Annotated in this window: 15 protein-coding genes; 5 read left to right on the top strand and 10 right to left on the bottom strand. The window is 33.9% G+C overall.

From position 1 onward, the window contains the following. Nucleotides 1–3: 3 nt before the first annotated feature. Complete coding sequence (locus BMZ09_RS01155; protein WP_090836747.1) at nt 4–873, bottom strand: cupin-like domain-containing protein; 870 nt, start codon at nt 871–873, stop codon at nt 4–6. A 67-nt stretch (nt 874–940) separates the two neighbouring features. Continuing rightward, complete coding sequence (locus BMZ09_RS01150; protein ID WP_090836746.1) at nt 941–2,761, bottom strand: TonB-dependent receptor plug domain-containing protein; 1,821 nt, start codon at nt 2,759–2,761, stop codon at nt 941–943. Nucleotides 2,762–2,838: 77 nt separating this feature from the next. On the opposite strand from BMZ09_RS01150, the gene BMZ09_RS01145 reads away from it, so the two are divergent. Beyond that, nucleotides 2,839–4,338, top strand: a complete 1,500-nt coding sequence (locus BMZ09_RS01145) for an aminotransferase-like domain-containing protein (protein ID WP_090836745.1) — start codon at nt 2,839–2,841, stop codon at nt 4,336–4,338. On the opposite strand, the gene BMZ09_RS01140 is transcribed toward BMZ09_RS01145, so the two are convergent. Then, nucleotides 4,335–4,865 carry a hypothetical protein gene (locus BMZ09_RS01140; protein ID WP_090836743.1) on the bottom strand — a complete coding sequence of 177 codons (531 nt, stop codon included), beginning with the start codon at nt 4,863–4,865 and terminating at the stop codon, nt 4,335–4,337. The two genes, BMZ09_RS01145 and BMZ09_RS01140, sit on opposite strands and share 4 nt — an antisense overlap. Then, complete coding sequence (locus tag BMZ09_RS01135; RefSeq protein WP_090836742.1) at nt 4,866–5,279, bottom strand: putative signal transducing protein; 414 nt, start codon at nt 5,277–5,279, stop codon at nt 4,866–4,868. It lies immediately after the preceding gene. Nucleotides 5,280–5,435: 156 nt separating this feature from the next. On the opposite strand from BMZ09_RS01135, the gene BMZ09_RS01130 reads away from it, so the two are divergent. Genes BMZ09_RS01130 through BMZ09_RS01120 form a run of 3 tightly spaced genes read left to right on the top strand, consistent with a single transcriptional unit; the run spans nt 5,436 to nt 6,943 of the window. Continuing rightward, on the top strand, nt 5,436–5,915 hold the full coding sequence (locus BMZ09_RS01130) for a hypothetical protein (protein ID WP_090836740.1): 480 nt from the start codon (nt 5,436–5,438) through the stop codon (nt 5,913–5,915). A gap of 2 nt (nt 5,916–5,917) precedes the next feature. Continuing rightward, nucleotides 5,918–6,733: a DUF2975 domain-containing protein gene (locus BMZ09_RS01125; protein ID WP_090836739.1), complete on the top strand. Its 816-nt coding sequence runs from the start codon at nt 5,918–5,920 to the stop codon at nt 6,731–6,733. 3 nt (nt 6,734–6,736) lie between these two features. Then, nucleotides 6,737–6,943 carry a helix-turn-helix domain-containing protein gene (locus BMZ09_RS01120; protein ID WP_090836737.1) on the top strand — a complete coding sequence of 69 codons (207 nt, stop codon included), beginning with the start codon at nt 6,737–6,739 and terminating at the stop codon, nt 6,941–6,943. A gap of 56 nt (nt 6,944–6,999) precedes the next feature. Here the strand turns inward: BMZ09_RS01120 and BMZ09_RS01115 are convergent, their stop codons facing one another. Further along, a complete protein-coding gene (locus BMZ09_RS01115) occupies nt 7,000–8,418 on the bottom strand; it encodes a flotillin family protein (protein WP_090836735.1) in 1,419 nt (472 codons plus the stop codon). An 8-nt stretch (nt 8,419–8,426) separates the two neighbouring features. After that, complete coding sequence (locus tag BMZ09_RS01110) at nt 8,427–9,002, bottom strand: hypothetical protein (protein WP_090836733.1); 576 nt, start codon at nt 9,000–9,002, stop codon at nt 8,427–8,429. Between the two features lie 353 nt (nt 9,003–9,355). Here BMZ09_RS01110 and BMZ09_RS01105 point away from each other — a divergent pair, with 353 nt between their 5' ends. Then, nucleotides 9,356–9,796: a LexA family protein gene (locus BMZ09_RS01105; protein WP_090836731.1), complete on the top strand. Its 441-nt coding sequence runs from the start codon at nt 9,356–9,358 to the stop codon at nt 9,794–9,796. 69 nt (nt 9,797–9,865) lie between these two features. Here the strand turns inward: BMZ09_RS01105 and BMZ09_RS01100 are convergent, their stop codons facing one another. The 4 genes from BMZ09_RS01100 to BMZ09_RS01085 all read right to left on the bottom strand — a co-directional run bounded on the left by BMZ09_RS01100 (nt 9,866) and on the right by BMZ09_RS01085 (nt 16,310). Further along, on the bottom strand, nt 9,866–10,144 hold the full coding sequence (locus BMZ09_RS01100; RefSeq protein ID WP_090836730.1) for a F0F1 ATP synthase subunit delta/epsilon: 279 nt from the start codon (nt 10,142–10,144) through the stop codon (nt 9,866–9,868). Nucleotides 10,145–10,224: 80 nt separating this feature from the next. Further along, the gene (gene atpD / locus BMZ09_RS01095) at nt 10,225–11,733 is read right to left on the bottom strand and encodes a F0F1 ATP synthase subunit beta (protein ID WP_090836729.1); all 1,509 of its coding nucleotides are present in this window, start codon (nt 11,731–11,733) and stop codon (nt 10,225–10,227) included. 174 nt (nt 11,734–11,907) lie between these two features. Further along, a complete protein-coding gene (locus BMZ09_RS01090) occupies nt 11,908–13,509 on the bottom strand; it encodes an SGNH/GDSL hydrolase family protein (RefSeq protein WP_090836727.1) in 1,602 nt (533 codons plus the stop codon). A 2-nt stretch (nt 13,510–13,511) separates the two neighbouring features. Next, the gene (locus BMZ09_RS01085) at nt 13,512–16,310 is read right to left on the bottom strand and encodes a TonB-dependent receptor (RefSeq protein ID WP_090836725.1); all 2,799 of its coding nucleotides are present in this window, start codon (nt 16,308–16,310) and stop codon (nt 13,512–13,514) included. Nucleotides 16,311–16,325: the final 15 nt, after the last annotated feature.

Below are 16,325 nucleotides of genomic sequence, written 5' to 3'. Positions count from 1 at the left end.
TATTTAGTCCTTTTTTAATTTGTTATTTGTGTTTGATATGGCTTTTTTATTTTTCCAATCAATCCACTTTTGACCTTTTATGCGTCGCATTAAGTTGTCAAAATTACGCATTATAAAGACATTGTATATCGCTTTTCCTAAATTTTTTGGACGTCTAGCTACTGCACGTAAGCTCATTGAAAAACCTGGTGTAATATATTTCATGTAATGCCAATAGCCTTCTGGCATATATAATATTTCGCCATGTTTTAATTGGCATTGCCAACCTTTAGCGTTTTTAAGTGCTGGCCATTTTTTAAAGTCTGGATTAGAAAAGTCTATATCTTCTCTAGTAATTAAAGCATGTGGTACTTTGTATAAGTGTTGATTTTGGTTTTGATCAAACAAAATGATCTGTTTTTCGCCTTCAAAATGAAAATGAAAAATATTAGCCAAATCTATATCGTAATGCATGAAAGTATAGCTATCGCGACCGCCAAAAAATAGCATAGGAAGCCCTTTCATTAAACGTAGTCCAAAATCAGGAAAGGTGTAATCTTGTTGTAGTTGAGGGACTTCTTTTAGAATATTCCATAGAAATATTCTGAATTTTGTAGGTTCACGTTTCAATAAATCTACATAGTCACTCATTTTCATTTTAGCGTGAGGCTCATTAAATCCATCTTTGTGATCAACAGGTCTGTCGTCATACAAAGGGACTATTTTATCTCCCGCCACGTCTTTAATATACTCTAAATTCCATTTGGTATACGCAGGCCAGTCTGTAATAAACTGTTCTATAACGACTGGCTTTTGAGGTTTAAAATAATGTTTTATAAACTCTTGCTTAGTTATAGCTTTAACTCTTGGTATGTCTTGAAGGTTTAGTTTCAAATTTCAAATTTAAGAGCCAAAGTTACTAAAACGATACCAAATGGATTGTAGTTTTTGTTGTTACACTTTAGTTAAAGTTGTAACGTAATCCAAATAACACATTACTTGGAGGCATTGGTGTAAATCCTGTTTCGATGTAATCTGTGTTAAAAATATTGTTGGCAGTAGCCGTAAACTCTAGTTGTTTTAAAGTATACACTAAAGAAGCATCCCATACATTGTAGCTTTGTCCTGTTGTGCGCTCCGCATGCTTATAAACAATGTTTTGTCTAAGGTTTTTAATTAATTGTGTACTTAAACGTGTTGTAAAATGATGCTTTAATGTATTTAGAGAGTAACGTGATAATGCTTCGTTTTGATCTAATATATCATCTTCTAAAAACGTATAACCTACAGCTAATGTTTGATTAAAATTACTGATTTTAAAGTTGTAAGACGTATTAAACTCAAATCCTTTAGTGTTTACTTCTGCAATGTTTGTTGCTGTATATATTTCTACAATTTCACTAGGTCTGATATAATCAATTAGGTTTTTAGAATCTCTATTAAATAAGGCTAATGACATATTAAATCCATTGGTATTGTATTTAACACCAATTTCTTGTGCAAAAGCTTCTTCTGGATCTAAGTTTTCATTACCAGACGTTCTAAAATCACTGTAATATAAATCCGTATATGTTGGTATTCTGTAAGTATAACCAATGTTTCCGTACACTTTTAAGTCGTTGTTAATTTGGTAACCAACATCTAGTCCCGGGAATGCATGAAATTTAAAATCAGAAAAATAAGTTACAGCAATACCAGGTGTGATATCTAATTTGTTATCTAAAAGTTTAAAACGATGCTCTAAAAATAAGTTTGTCATAAAACGATTACGATTACCTAAATTATTACTTCTTAGGTATATTTTAGAGATGTCTACACCAAAACCGGTAACACCAGCTTCAGACGTGTAAGACGCATTAACTTCGGCTCCAATTTTATCTGTAATATGTAAATTTCTATAAAAAGCAGGATCATCACGTCTTAGTAAAAATTCGTCTTCGTTACGTTTCCAATAAACACGAGGTTTGATTTTAAATTTCTCCGTATTAAAAGTAGTAGTAAAACCTACTAAGCTATTTTTTGTTTCTTCATACTCATTAAAAGTAGGATTAGTTGTGTAGAAGTTTTCTGCTCCAAATTTACGATCAGAAAACGTCGTAATCATCTCTATTGCTTGTGCTTTTTTATTAAACACACTTTTAATAAAGTAATTAGTATTGTCGTAGTCCGAGTTATTTCTATACCCTTCTGATGTCATTTTTCCAACGTGAACGATGTGTGACGAGTTTTCTAATTCAGTTCCAACTGTAACACCTCCATTTAATTGCCCAAAAGAACCTGTTTCTAAATTAACAGAAACCGTGTTGTTCAAGTTTTTCTTGGTAACAATATTAATAGCTCCAGTAAAAGCATTTTGACCAAATACTCTGGCAGCGGGCCCTTTGATAATCTCGATACGCTCAATAACCTCAAGAGGTAAAGCTGCGTTCATGGTGTGATGCCCTGTTTGTGCATCGTCCATTTTAATTCCGTCAATTAATAATAACGTTTGGTCAAAACCACCACCTCGAATATATAAATCTGCTTGACTACCTGCTGTTCCACGACGTCTAATATCTACACCGGCAACTTGTTGCAATACATCAGCGACGTTAGTTGCTGCACTGTTTTTTATGTCTGAAGACGAAATAACAGTAATAGTTCTAGAGTTTTCTTTAAACGGTAAGTCAATTCTAGACGATGTAATAATTACAGAGTCTAATTTTTGTTCTTGTTCTAGATCTTGTGCTTGTATTGTTATTGTAAACAAAGCAAGTAAAGTAAATAAGTAAGTCAATTTCATAATAATAGTTATTCGCATTTTTTGCGGTGCAAAATTCGTAACTTTCCGGATCATTAAAATAGTCCAGTTTTAAAACAATGAGTAGTCCGGTTGATAATATATTAGAATCTTTAATTAGTTTTGAGAAATCGACTACCACGTCAATTTATATTCAGATCTCACAACAGATCATTAATGCTATTCAACGTGGTTATTTAGCGGAAGGAACTGCTTTACCAGGAACCCGAAAATTTAGTGTATTATTTGATATAAATAGAAATACTGCAGTTGCTGTTTATGATGAGTTAGCATCTCAGGGTTGGGTGGACATTGTGGCAAATAAAGGCACATTTGTGTTAATGCCAGAAAAGAAAACAGCCGCCATAAAAGGTGTTTTACAAGGTTTGGATAAACTAAAAGCATATCCGGACGTTGCAGGGTTTCCGTTTCAGTCTTCTTTTAATTTAGCTTCTACAGAAGAGTTTTCTGTAAGTAAGTATGTTATTAACGATGGACAGCCGGATTTAAGATTGCATCCAACACACCAATTTTCAAAATGGTACAGCGCATCAATGAAACGTGGTGCTTTAATTTCAAAATGGAACCAAACCCAAGAACAATCTTATACCACTTTTAGCAAACAGTTGTGTAATTATTTAAATGCCACAAGAGGATTTCATATTAAACCAGACAACATTATAAGTACAAGAAGTACGGAAATGAGCTTGTATATTGTATCGCAATTGTTAATACAAGATAAGGATGTTGTAATTGTTGGAGCGTTAAGTCATTATAAATCTAATATGATTTTCCAACAAGCAGGTGCTAATATAATTACTATTCCGGTTGACGCTAATGGTATGGATGTTGATTTTATTGAAAAAAACTTCACTAAAAATAGTATTAGATGTGTGTATGTTTGTGCGCATAGGCAATATCCTACAGCGGTAACACTGACCGCAGAACGCCGATTAAAATTATTGCAACTAGCAAAAGCTTACAATTTTGCGATAATTGAGGACGATTTTGATTACGATTTTCAGTTTGATGGTTCTGCCATGTTGCCTATGGCTAGTGCAGATGGGCAAGGTGTTGTAATTTATTTAGGACGATTAGGGCAATCTTTTTTTCCTAGTTTTCAGATTGGGTTTGTCGTTGCGCCTCAGAATATTATTAATGAAGCCAAAAACTATTTGCAAATATTAGATAAACAAGGGGATCTGATTCAGAAACAAATGTTGACCGAACTTATTTCTGAAGGTGAAATTCACCGTTTAATTAAAAAAAATATTACCATTTATAAGCAAAGACGTGATTGTTTAATTATTTGTTTAACCACCTATTTTAAAAACGATGCTACGTGGCAAGTACCAGCAGGAGGATTAGCGGTTTGGTTAAATTTTGATTCTAGAATTTCGCTTATAAAGTTAGCCGAAAAAGCAAAAACGTATGACCTGTTTTTACCTAAAACTATTATGTATCAAAATAAAGCTATTTGTGCCCTACGATTAGGGTTTGGACATTTAAACGAAGATGAAATAGAAAACGTAATTAAAATTTTAAAGACTGCTTTTGAGGATGTTAAACGCATGCTCTAATCCTTGTAGATAATTGTACCTGTAGTTTTGTAATGATTTACATCTATCCATTTAAAATCGTGAGAAACAGTTGCATCAAGCATATTGATCTTTAAACTATCGGCAAAAAGTAAAGCAATATTAAAGGCTTCTTTTTTGTCATAACTTACACTGGCTTTTATTTTTTTATTATTCTCGCAAAAAATATTAATTTCATAGACATCTTCTGTTACTGTGGTTGATGCAGTGCTAACCCATACTTCAGTAATTTGATCAGTAGCAAATACAGTAACATATTCGGGATTAGGAAGAGGTTCCCATGCTCCAAAATTAAGACCTAGAATAGAATAGGTATTCCGGTAAGTTTTTGTTTTTAAATTGATTTGACAGCCTTCTGTTTGCAGTAGAAGCACACTAAATGAAATAATTACTAATGCATAATAATTTCCAGTCACGAATTCAAAGATAGTGAAACACGCAATTATAAGCCCAGCTACTGTTTTCCAAACTGGCACTTTTTTGATGTAGTTTATTGTTTGGTCGTCCATTTATTTTACATCAAATTCAGTGTTGCAATTTGCGCATCTGTATTTATCTTTAGAGTAGAATGGAAGTGTGCCCGAAATAAAACCAAAGACAAACGCTATAAAAGATTTTAAACTGGTTATTGTAGAAAATAGCTGCACCTCTGTGCTAGCACAATTTGGGCAATGGATGGCGTTACCTTCATCATTAATAGCGTATTTACTTATACTTTCAAGTATGTGTTGTGCTTCCATAGCATCCGTAGTTAGTACTTTAAGTTTAACGCCACCAATTGCATTACTTACCAAAGGGTCTGTATCTATAGTTATATTATCACTTAAAAATACTTGGATACCTTCAGATTCTAATCTGCCTTTTATTATCTGCGCTTCTGCCGAGTACTGAAATTTAGCAATAGTTTTAAAGGTTTGGCTCATAGAGTGTGGCTTTTGTGTTTTGTTAAATATACGATGCTTGGTTTGTTTTTAAAAATGAAAAGACTGATTTTGCATGATATTTTTTAATTATAATTATTGTTTATCAATAATTTTTATATATTTGTTATTGTTAAACGATAATAAATGTGTTGAAATATGAAAAAAATAAGAATCTTACATTGGTTTGTAGTAGCATTGATAGTAATATATTTTGTTAGTTTTTTAGCTAATATTTATCTAGCCGCATACACTCCTGACTTCATGAATTTTCCAGAGGAACATTATCAAAAATTAATATTTGGATACTATACGCAGTTTGTTGGTTTAGCAATTTCTGTGATTACATTTAGTGCTTTATTTTTCTTAGAAAAAGGATTAAAAGACACTATTAAAAACGGTTTTTTTAATAATAACAATGTTATAAAATTCAAAAGAACAGGTCAGCTTTTCATGGTTTCAGGTAGTCTAAGTTTAATTTGGAGCATAACATTGTTGATTTACTCTAATGGTATGACTCTGTTTTCTGGATTAAGTTCAAGTGCGCTTTTAATATTAGTAGGTTTTGGTTTGATAATTCTAACGGATTTTATCAACAATGGGAATCAATTACAACAAGAAAATAATTTAACTATATAATTATGAAAAAAAATAAAACTTTGATAAATATATTACATCGATTATTTGCTGGTTTACTAGTAATAATGTCTCTTTTCTTACTAATTAATATAGGTTTCGATATTTTTACTGACAATGGAAAGGTTGGAAATTTTAGTGGAACTCATCATTCTAATGGGTATCCTATTCCGGTAACAATAAACACAAGAGTTAATAAGCCTATTTTTAATAATGAGATTAGTTTAAATGTAAAAAAACATGTAAGTAAGGGTGGTCGAAAAGGGTGGAGTAGTAATCCAAAATATGTAGATATACTTCCGGACGACATTAACGATGGCACAAAAAATATACTAAGTTTTCATTTTGACAGTGACAAGGAATATTTTCACACCAAAGCCTCTTCTTTTAGATCTGATGGTTATATTATTGCTAAGTCTGAAAATAAATTAATTAGTTTCTTGCAAATATTTAAGGCTTATATAGGGCTGTTTAGTCTAATAATCATCCTTTTCTTTCTAGAAAGAATATTTTTTCGTCTTAAGAAATCTTTATCTTTTACTAATAATCTTTATAAGGAGGTTAGATGGTTAGGGGCAGTTTTTATTATTTCGGAATCTCTAAGTTTGTTATTTAGTTATGTCTTAAGTACTTATTATGGACGTATAGGTGTAAAAACTTTGATAGAGGGTAAAAGATTGTCTGATGGTTTAGAGTTGTCTATTAATCCTCGATTAGAATTTGATTTTGCCTTTTTTGTAGTTGGACTTTCATTATTAGTTTTGGCTAGTTTATTAAAATCAGGTAATCAACTGCAACAAGAAAACGACCTAACAATATAGCCTATGTCAATAACAGTAAACTTAGACGTCATGCTTGCCAAGCGCAAGATGAAAAGTAAAGAATTGGCTGAGCTTATAGGTATTACAACCGCTAATCTATCTATTCTCAAATCAGGGAAAGCTAAAGCGGTGCGATTTTCTACTTTAGAAGCCATTTGTAAAGCATTAAATTGTCAGCCAGCAGATATTTTAGAATACACAGAAGATTAAAAAAAACTCACAGATTTTAAATCTGTGAGTTTTTTATTTATGATTTACTATTAAGATTATTCAGTTGTACTATCATCTATTTTAGCCTCTTCAATAGGCGTTTTGTCTTTACCTTTTAAATATTCTGGTAAGTCCATTCCGGCCATATTAAACATGTCTTGAAGTGGTGGTACCGATTTATACATTCCTGATAAAAAGTTAGCAGTTGATGATTTTCCATCAGCGCCACTTCCACCATTCTCCCAAACCGTTACCTTGTCTATTTTTATGTTTTTAATAGCTTCTGCTTGCGTTTTTACTAATTCTGGTAGCTTATCTGCAATTAATAATAGTACCGCATCCTTAGAGTTGTTACCGGCAGCTTTAACAATTTGTTCCATACCCGCAGCTTGCTTGGTTAAAATTTCAAATTGACCTTGTGCTTCGGCTTGTGCCTTAAATAAAATCGCATCCGCTTCCCCTTTTGCAATTCTTCTAATATTTTCAGCTCTAGCTTCTGCATCAATTTCAACTTTACGTTTATCAATTTCAGCAGGGACAATAATATCTGCCATTTGAGAAGATCGTTCACGCTCCGCTCTTGCAGATTCAGCAATTTGCTCTGCTGCATAAGATTCTTCTAATGCTTTGGCAGTTTGTACTTTCTCTGATGCTATAGCCACACGACCTGCCTCTGCTTCACGTTGACGACGTAAAGAGTCAGAATTAGCTACAGCAATTTTAGCTGTGTTTTCTCCTTCTACAGCTTGTGCGTTAGCAGCAGCAACCTGTGATCTTTCATCTTGTACAGCATTAGCCTCACCAATAGATCCATCTCTGTTTTTCTCGGCTACAGATTTACGGGCGGCGTTAATAGCGTGTGCTGCAGCTTCTTTTCCTAAAGCCTCGATATAACCAGACTCATCAACAATATCCGTTATGTTTACGTTAATAAGTTTAAGACCTACTTTCTTTAATTCAGACTCAACACTTTGTGATATATTAGTTAAAAACTTATCTCTATCACTGTTAATTTCTTCAATATCCATAGAGGCAACAACCAAACGCAGTTGACCAAAAATTATTTCTTGAGCTAATTCTTGTATGCTATCCTGAGGTAATCCTAATAAACGTTCGGCAGCATTTTGCATAATGCCTGGTTCTGTAGACACACCAATAGTAAATCTTGAAGGCACATTTACACGTATGTTTTGTTTTGATAGGGCGTTAACTAGATTAACCTCAATAGATATTGGTGTTAAATCTAAAAACTGATAATCTTGTATTACCGGTAAAATAAAGGCAGCACCACCATGTATACATTTAGCAGATTGCCCGCCTCCAACTTTTCCGTAAACCACAAGTATACGGTCAGAAGGACAACGTTTGTAACGTCTTATTAATACAATAAAAAATAAGAAAATAAATAATACAGCAGCAATAATAGCTACCGGGAATCCTAAATTTAAGGAGTCTTGTGTGATTTGTAGAGTCATAGGTTTATTTAGTTGTTTAGTTTATCAATAATTAATATGCCATTAGAAGTCACTTCCTTGACTTGTATAACGGTCCCTGTTTTTAAATCTGTTGGGTGATCCGTTAAAGCTTCTAATTCGCGTAAAGCGCCTTGTATTCTAACATGTGCTTTTCCTATTTTAGAGCGGTTGGCACCAACCGTTAAATAGACTTCTCCAATTTGGTTTATGGCATTGTTGTAATCTAAAGTACCGCTATCACTTAGTTTTCTCATAGAATAAAACATCGCAGCCATTATTGCCATCATTACCATACCACAGGCAATTGCAATTATAATGGTTAATGTTTGAGATAATCCCGCATCTATACATGCAATTCCGGACCATCCAAAAATAGTAAAGAAACCAACAAGGTTTTTAAATGTAATAAACTGAAAACCAATGCCTGTGTCACCATCAATATCCGCATCAACATCTCCAAAATCGTCGGTATCTCCGCCAGCAAAAGACATGATAATAGTAATAATAAAAATAAAGGACGCTATTGTTGCGATCATCCAAAATACTTTTGGGAACCACGCTAAGGCATTAAACCACTCTAACATAATGTTTAGTTTTAAAGATTGAATATAGTGTGTTTGAATTTGTTAGGCAAAATTTAAAGTCGCCTATTTCAGTTTCTTAACTATAGGTAGTTAAAACTTAGTATTTGTTACAAAATTATTTAATCCAACGCTTTTTATTATCCTATGCGCCAACTGTATTGATAGTTAGACGTTAATAAAAGGTAATTGTAGTAAAATAATGTTGTAAGTTATATACTGTAATGCCTATCTTTAAAAAAAGGAATTAAGGGCGTTACCCAAGGGTCAGGCTTTCGCTACTCGCTCTCTGCGAGGAGCTCAGACAGACCGCTCAATCCTTAACGCATACGCAGTAATCTAATAGAATAATAGTTATGATAGCACATAAATCAGGAAGCTTAACCTTCTTTACGCCGGACGCAGTAGATGACGCAGCTGGACAGTTTTTTGATACTGGTATATCTGCTGGTTTTCCTGCACCTGCCGAAGATTTTAATCAGCAACGATTATCTTTAGATGAGGAGTTGGTTAAAAATAAAGAAACGACTTTTTATGCAAAAGTCAGCGGGCAGTCTATGATTGGCGCTGGATTAGACGATAACGATTTACTAGTAATTGACAGAAGTCTAGAACCAGCAAACAATAAAATAGCAGTGTGCTTTTTGGATGGCGAATTTACGGTTAAGCGTCTTCGTGTTTCTCAAGACGAAGTTTGGCTACAGCCAGAAAATCCAAACTATCCAATTATCAAAATAACAGAAGACAATAATTTTTTAATTTGGGGTATTGTAACCAACGTGATTAAAAAGGTATAACCTTAAAGTATAACACAAAAAAAAGCGAAACTAATGTTTCGCTTTTTTTATATAAATTTAATAATAGTATTAGTCAGCTAATACAATTACTTTGTTGCCATTCATTTCTAGCGTACCAGAATTAATTTTCAATAAAGTAGTGTTTTTATCTCCCTTTGTAAAGTTAGATTCAACTTCTTTATCTAAAGTAATGTTTCCTGTAATTTTTACAGTTCCTTCTTTTAAAAGAGACACTACCGGTGCGTGATTGTTTAACATTTCAAAGTCACCATCTAGTCCAGGAACTGTAACGCTAGTTACTTCTCCACTAAATAAGGTTGCTTCTGGTGATACAATTTCTAAATACATAGTCTTATAGTTTGCAGTTTGCAGTTTGCAGTTTACAGTGTTTCTCTTAAAAAGATTACACTGTAAACTACTAACTCATATTAAGCTTCAGCAAGCATTTTCTCTCCAGCTTCGATAGCTTCTTCAATAGATCCTTTAAGGTTAAAGGCAGCTTCTGGTAAGTGATCTAAACCACCATCCATAATCATGTTAAATCCTTTAATTGTTTCCTTAATGTCTACTAAAACACCTTTAAGACCAGTAAACTGCTCTGCTACGTGGAAAGGTTGAGATAAGAAACGTTGTACACGTCTTGCTCTACCTACAGCCATTTTATCTTCTTCAGATAATTCCTCCATTCCTAAAATGGCAATAATATCTTGTAATTCTTTATAACGTTGTAATAATTCCTTAACACGTTGTGCACAGTCATAGTGCTCATCTCCTAAAATATCAGCTGTTAAAATTCTTGATGTAGAATCTAATGGATCTACTGCTGGGTAAATACCTAGCTCAGCAATTTTACGTGATAATACAGTTGTTGCATCTAAGTGAGCAAACGTTGTTGCTGGTGCAGGATCTGTTAAATCATCTGCAGGTACATATACAGCTTGTACAGATGTAATAGAACCTCTTTTAGTTGATGTAATACGCTCTTGCATTGCACCCATCTCTGTTGCTAATGTTGGTTGGTAACCTACTGCAGAAGGCATACGACCTAATAATGCAGATACCTCAGAACCAGCTTGTGTAAAACGGAAGATGTTATCTACGAAGAAAAGTACATCTTTTCCTTGTCCTTCTCCAGCGCCATCACGGAAGTATTCTGCTATTGTTAATCCTGAAAGTGCTACACGAGCACGAGCTCCAGGTGGCTCATTCATTTGTCCAAAAACAAAAGTTGCTTTTGAATCCTTCATTACGTTTTTGTCAACCTTTTGAAGATCCCAACCGCCTTCTTCCATAGAGTGCATAAAGTCATCACCATACTTGATAATTCCTGACTCTAACATCTCACGAAGTAAATCGTTACCTTCACGTGTTCTTTCTCCTACTCCTGCGAATACTGAAAGTCCACCGTGTCCTTTTGCAATGTTGTTAATTAATTCTTGAATTAATACAGTTTTACCTACTCCGGCACCACCAAATAATCCAATTTTACCTCCTTTTGCATAAGGCTCAATTAAATCAATTACCTTAATACCTGTAAATAGCACCTCAGTAGATGTTGATAAGTCTTCAAATTTAGGCGCTTGTCTGTGTATTGGTAAACCAGCATCTCCAGCTTTAGGTAAATCACCTAAACCGTCAATTGCATCTCCAATAACGTTAAATAAACGTCCGTAGATATCGCCACCAATTGGCATTTGTATTGGAGCACCAGTAGCAATAACTTCTGTTCCTCTACTTAATCCATCTGAAGAGTCCATAGCAATTGTACGCACTGTGTCTTCACCAATGTGAGATTGTACTTCTAATACTAGTTTTGAACCATCAGCTTTATTAATTTCTAATGAATCGTAAATTTTTGGTAGTTCAGAACCAGCAGCGAATTCTACATCGATAACTGGACCTACTATTTGAGCAACTTTACCTGTAACTTTTGACATTACTTATGTGTTTAATATTATGGTATTTAATTGAAAGAAAACACCTTCTGTTTTCGCGTGCAAAGATAGGTGTTTTAATTTAAAATGAAAGTGGACAGAAACTTTTTTATATATAAAAAAACACCTGCGTATTATTATGTAATATACAGGTGCTTTAAATATACTGTTTATTGTCTATTGTAATGTAGGTGAATATGTTACACCAAAGTCTTCTGCGATAGCTACATTTCCTGAAGCTACGAAGTTAGATCCGTAAGTAGCATCAATAGCTTCTAAAAACTTGTTTGCCATTAACCCATAACCTCTAGCTGTTAAATGTATTCCATCTAAACTTACTAGTCCTCCAGTTACTAAATCTGTAGTTAGGTTATAGCTATCAAAATCAACTCCAACTGTTGAAGCTTGACCTAATATGTCGTTTAAATCGACTAATGCTAATCCTTTTGCACTAGCTACACTTGCAATAGTTGCATTGTATGCATCAGTTGCTGTTTTAATTTCATCTTGTTCTGTAGGGATTAGTACCCATTTGTCTTCAAGAGGTAAACTAACACCTTCTACAGAAAACTGTCCTGCTAAAGCTTGAGGTAAGCCTTGTCCCATTAAGATTGCTACATTAGCTGTATTTACTGTTCCAATAATACTAGAACTAGGAAGGACTAATAAATCCGACGCTGTTGCTTGTCTAGTTTGACCATAAGTTGTACCTAATAAGTTAGCTACTAAAGGCGCTGCTGCTGCCGGTAATCCAAATTGAGCAATAAATGCTGGGAATGTTGGACTAGCATTTAATTGTGCAATGATTATACTTGATATGTCAGCTAAGCTTTCGTCTCTAATAACAACTGCACTTGCTGCAGTCTCAGAAAATATAATTGCTCTAGCTGGATCTACTGCTTCAAATATTGGGTTTAATGCACCAAATATTGAATTAAGTAATGGTATTTGTGGTCCAAAAGCTGGGTTTGTAGGATCTAGTGGGTTATGAGGTACCGTTGTAAAGTGTGGTAAATCTGTAATATATGGTACGTTAGTTACTACTCCGTTTGGACAAACAGCTGTTAATTGATTCACCATGTCGTTAAAAACAAAATCAAAAGTAGCTGTTGGTGTAATAGGGTCTGTTCCGTCACCACCTTTAGTTGCATATCCTAATACATCATTTCCACCTATTTCTGATAAAGTGAAAAATGTTGGGTTTTGTGCAATTGTATATTCTAGCATTGATACTGATGCTGGGTTAGCCATTCTTCCAAAATATGGATTTAAACTAGCGTAACCATTAAAATCTATATGTGTACTTTTTGCTCCTGGTACACCTACGTTTTTAAAGATGCTTCCGTCTGCAGCTAAACTTACTGTAATATCAGTAGTTGGAGTTGCAGGTAATACAGAAGGTCCAGCACCGTTGAAGAATAATCTAGGATTTGCTACAACAGTAGTTCCAAATAATAATCCTCCAATATTGTCATTCATTAATGGTTGTGTAAAAACACCTCCATTAGCGTTAGCAAATTGTTTTGACAATGTGTTTGGAAAAGAGTTTTCTTGTGCTGCAATAAATAAAGCACCATCTGTAAATCCAGATGTAAAAGAAGCCCCTAAAGATACAAAGTTTGAGAAATCCGCAGAACCAGCAGTTAAGCTAGGTAATACTGCCGCATCCGTTGGCGGTTGGTCTAAAAACTCCTCAAAATCTGATTCATCACTACATGCTGTAAAACCTATAGCTATGGCAAGAAGCCCTATATATTTTATATTTTTTAATGTCTTCATTATTATAAGTTGTTAATTGTTAGTGATGCATAATACATTGATCCAATAAATCCTGTTCCAAAAGCAGTAAAATATTCATTACCAGTTAAGTTTGTAGCACCTACTTTAATTATTGATTTTAAACTAGGAACTCTATAGTTTATTTGTGCATCTATAGTGTGAAATTCTGGAACGATTCCATTCCCAAATGTTGCTTCCCAGAAGTAGTCATCACTAAATCTATAAGCGACATTAAATCCAAAGTTTTCGAATAAATTAGTATTCCCAAAAGAAGCTTTAAACTTATGTTCCGGTGTGTTAAAATTGGTTTGAAAATCTGGATTTGCTGCTTGATCAAAATCTTGTTTTGTAAACGTATAACTTCCTCCTAAATCAAAACCATTAAATATTTTAGTAGATAAACCAATTGAAGCACCATAAGAGTTTACATCAACATCAGAGTTGGTATAAGCACTATATGTTTTAAAATCTCCGTTTGCTAATGCAGCTACAGATAAACTATTGTCTCCAACAGTTCCGTAAAGTGGTGCAACAACAACTTCTTGAGAAATAAAATCTTCATATTTGTTATAGTATGCACTTAAATCTACAATGATACTTTCGTATTTACCTCTATACCCAACTTCCATTGAAGTTACTTTTTCTGGTTTGATAATCTCTGGGTTAGCAATATCTAATAATGCAGGGTTTCCTGCTGCTGCAAATGCAACTACTGAGCTTGCAGAATAAGAATTGTTATATGCTGCAGCTCCTGTTTGTGTAATTGTGTTTGATTGACCATAAGTTGTCTGTCCTACTAAACTAACATCGTAGTCTCCAGAATACCTGTTTAAGTTACTAGCAGCAGATCCTACTAAAATTGCTCTACCAGCATCTAATCCAATAAATAAATCTTGAGTCGTTGGGTTTCTAAAACCAGTTTGTACTGAGGCTCTAACATTATGATTTCTATTTAATGTTAGTGCTGCAGATAATCTAGGAGAGAAAAAACCATCAAATAATTCTGATTTATCGTATCTACCAGAAACAGTAAGTTTTAATTCCATTTCTTCATCTAGTTCAATTTCCTTTTGTATTTGAGAATAGATTCCAAATTCAGAGTACTCTATAGGACTAAGTCTATCTGTGTAGATTGTTCCACCAGAATTTAATTTATACTTTCTGTAAGATCCACCTACTTGTATTTCAGCAAAATCAATTAAGTGTCCGAGGTTGTAGTTAGCATCACTATGAAAATACTTAGAAGCATCTTGAAATTTAGAACCAGTTCTTAAATCTGGATCATTTATACTTTTATTGAAAGCAGCAACATATTCTGGAGAACCAGGAACAAATCGCTCTATTCCGTCATCAACACCATCTGGGTCAATTACTTCATCAGCGACAGATCTTGCAAAGTCATGTTTTTGCTGATCCGTTAAACCTCCTGGATTCCCTGTTAATTCAAGTCCAGCATAGGCTCCGATATAATCTTGAAACCAATCAGTATCACTCTTCCAAGCTCTATTTATGTTAATCCCAGTAAATACCATGTCGTAAGATTTTCCTGCTTTATCAGAAACCTCATAAGCACGAACAAAGAAGTTGTCATTTTTAACTTCTAGTTTATGTTGTTGTTGGAAAAAACCATTGATATTATATCTGTTTGTTCCTTGGTAAATAGTTGTTCCTGTTCCGACCTTTCCTACGTAAGAAATTTCTAAATTACTATCTTCAATTGGACGGTAATATAATCCCCAATCAGATTTAATGCTTTCTGCATTGTAATTAGTTAAGTCACGTTCGTTATAACCTGTTCTACTTACAACTACATCTGGAATAATACCTAATCCTGACGCAGCTCTAATATTAGTAGACACTTCATCTCCATATACATTTATACCGTCATAGTTTGTGTTTGATCTTGTTCTAGTTGGGTCTATTTTATCAACTTCGCTAGTTGCTTGCCAATCTGTACCTTTCAAGTATCCGAAGTTAACTTTAACAGCAATTTTATCACTGAATTTGTGAGCCATTCTTAAACTTAAGTCAGTATAAGGGTTGTCTCCTGCAGCTTCTTGAGAAGTAATTCCTCTTTTGATAGATGCACTTATTCCTTGATGATCAAATGGGTTTTTACTTCTCATAAATAAAATACCATTAAATGCATTTGCTCCGTATAACGCAGAAGAAGCACCAGGAAGTAACTCTACACTTAAAACATCAGTTTCAGTCATACCTACTAAGTTTCCAATTGGAAAGTTTAGAGCTGGTGTTGAGTTGTCCATACCATCAACTAACTGCATAAAACGTGTGTTTGCAAAAGTGGCAAAACCACGAGTGTTAACAGATTTGAACGTTAAACTATTTGTGTTAACATCTACACCTTTTAAGTTTTCTAGTCCATCGTAGAAATCGGCAGACGCAGTGTTTTTAATTTCTTTTAAACCAAAACGTTCTACCGTAACAGAAGATTCGAAAATACGCTCAGGAGTCCTTGAAGCAGATATAACAACTTCATCTAAGGATGTTCCTTCGTTAAGAATTACGTTTATTACTTGCTTTTTTGAAGTAACTTCTATGTCTTTTGCAGTAAAACCAACGCTACTAACTTGTATAGTAAATGGTGGGTTTTTATCAGTACTAAGGGTAAAGTTACCGTCAAAGTCTGTAGCAGTTCCTACAGATGTACCAACTATTACAACATTTGCGCTTGGAATAGGTTGTTGACTTACGTCGTCTAACACTGTTCCTGTTATCGTTGATTGCGAAAAAGCGATTCCGCAAAAACACAACAATACAATTGAAAGGATTGTTCTCATTTTTTAGATTTAGTT

It is taken from the genome of Olleya namhaensis (assembly GCF_900114005.1).
Lineage (GTDB): Bacteria > Bacteroidota > Bacteroidia > Flavobacteriales > Flavobacteriaceae > Olleya > Olleya namhaensis.
This window is presented reverse-complemented; position numbering and strand designations above follow the sequence as displayed.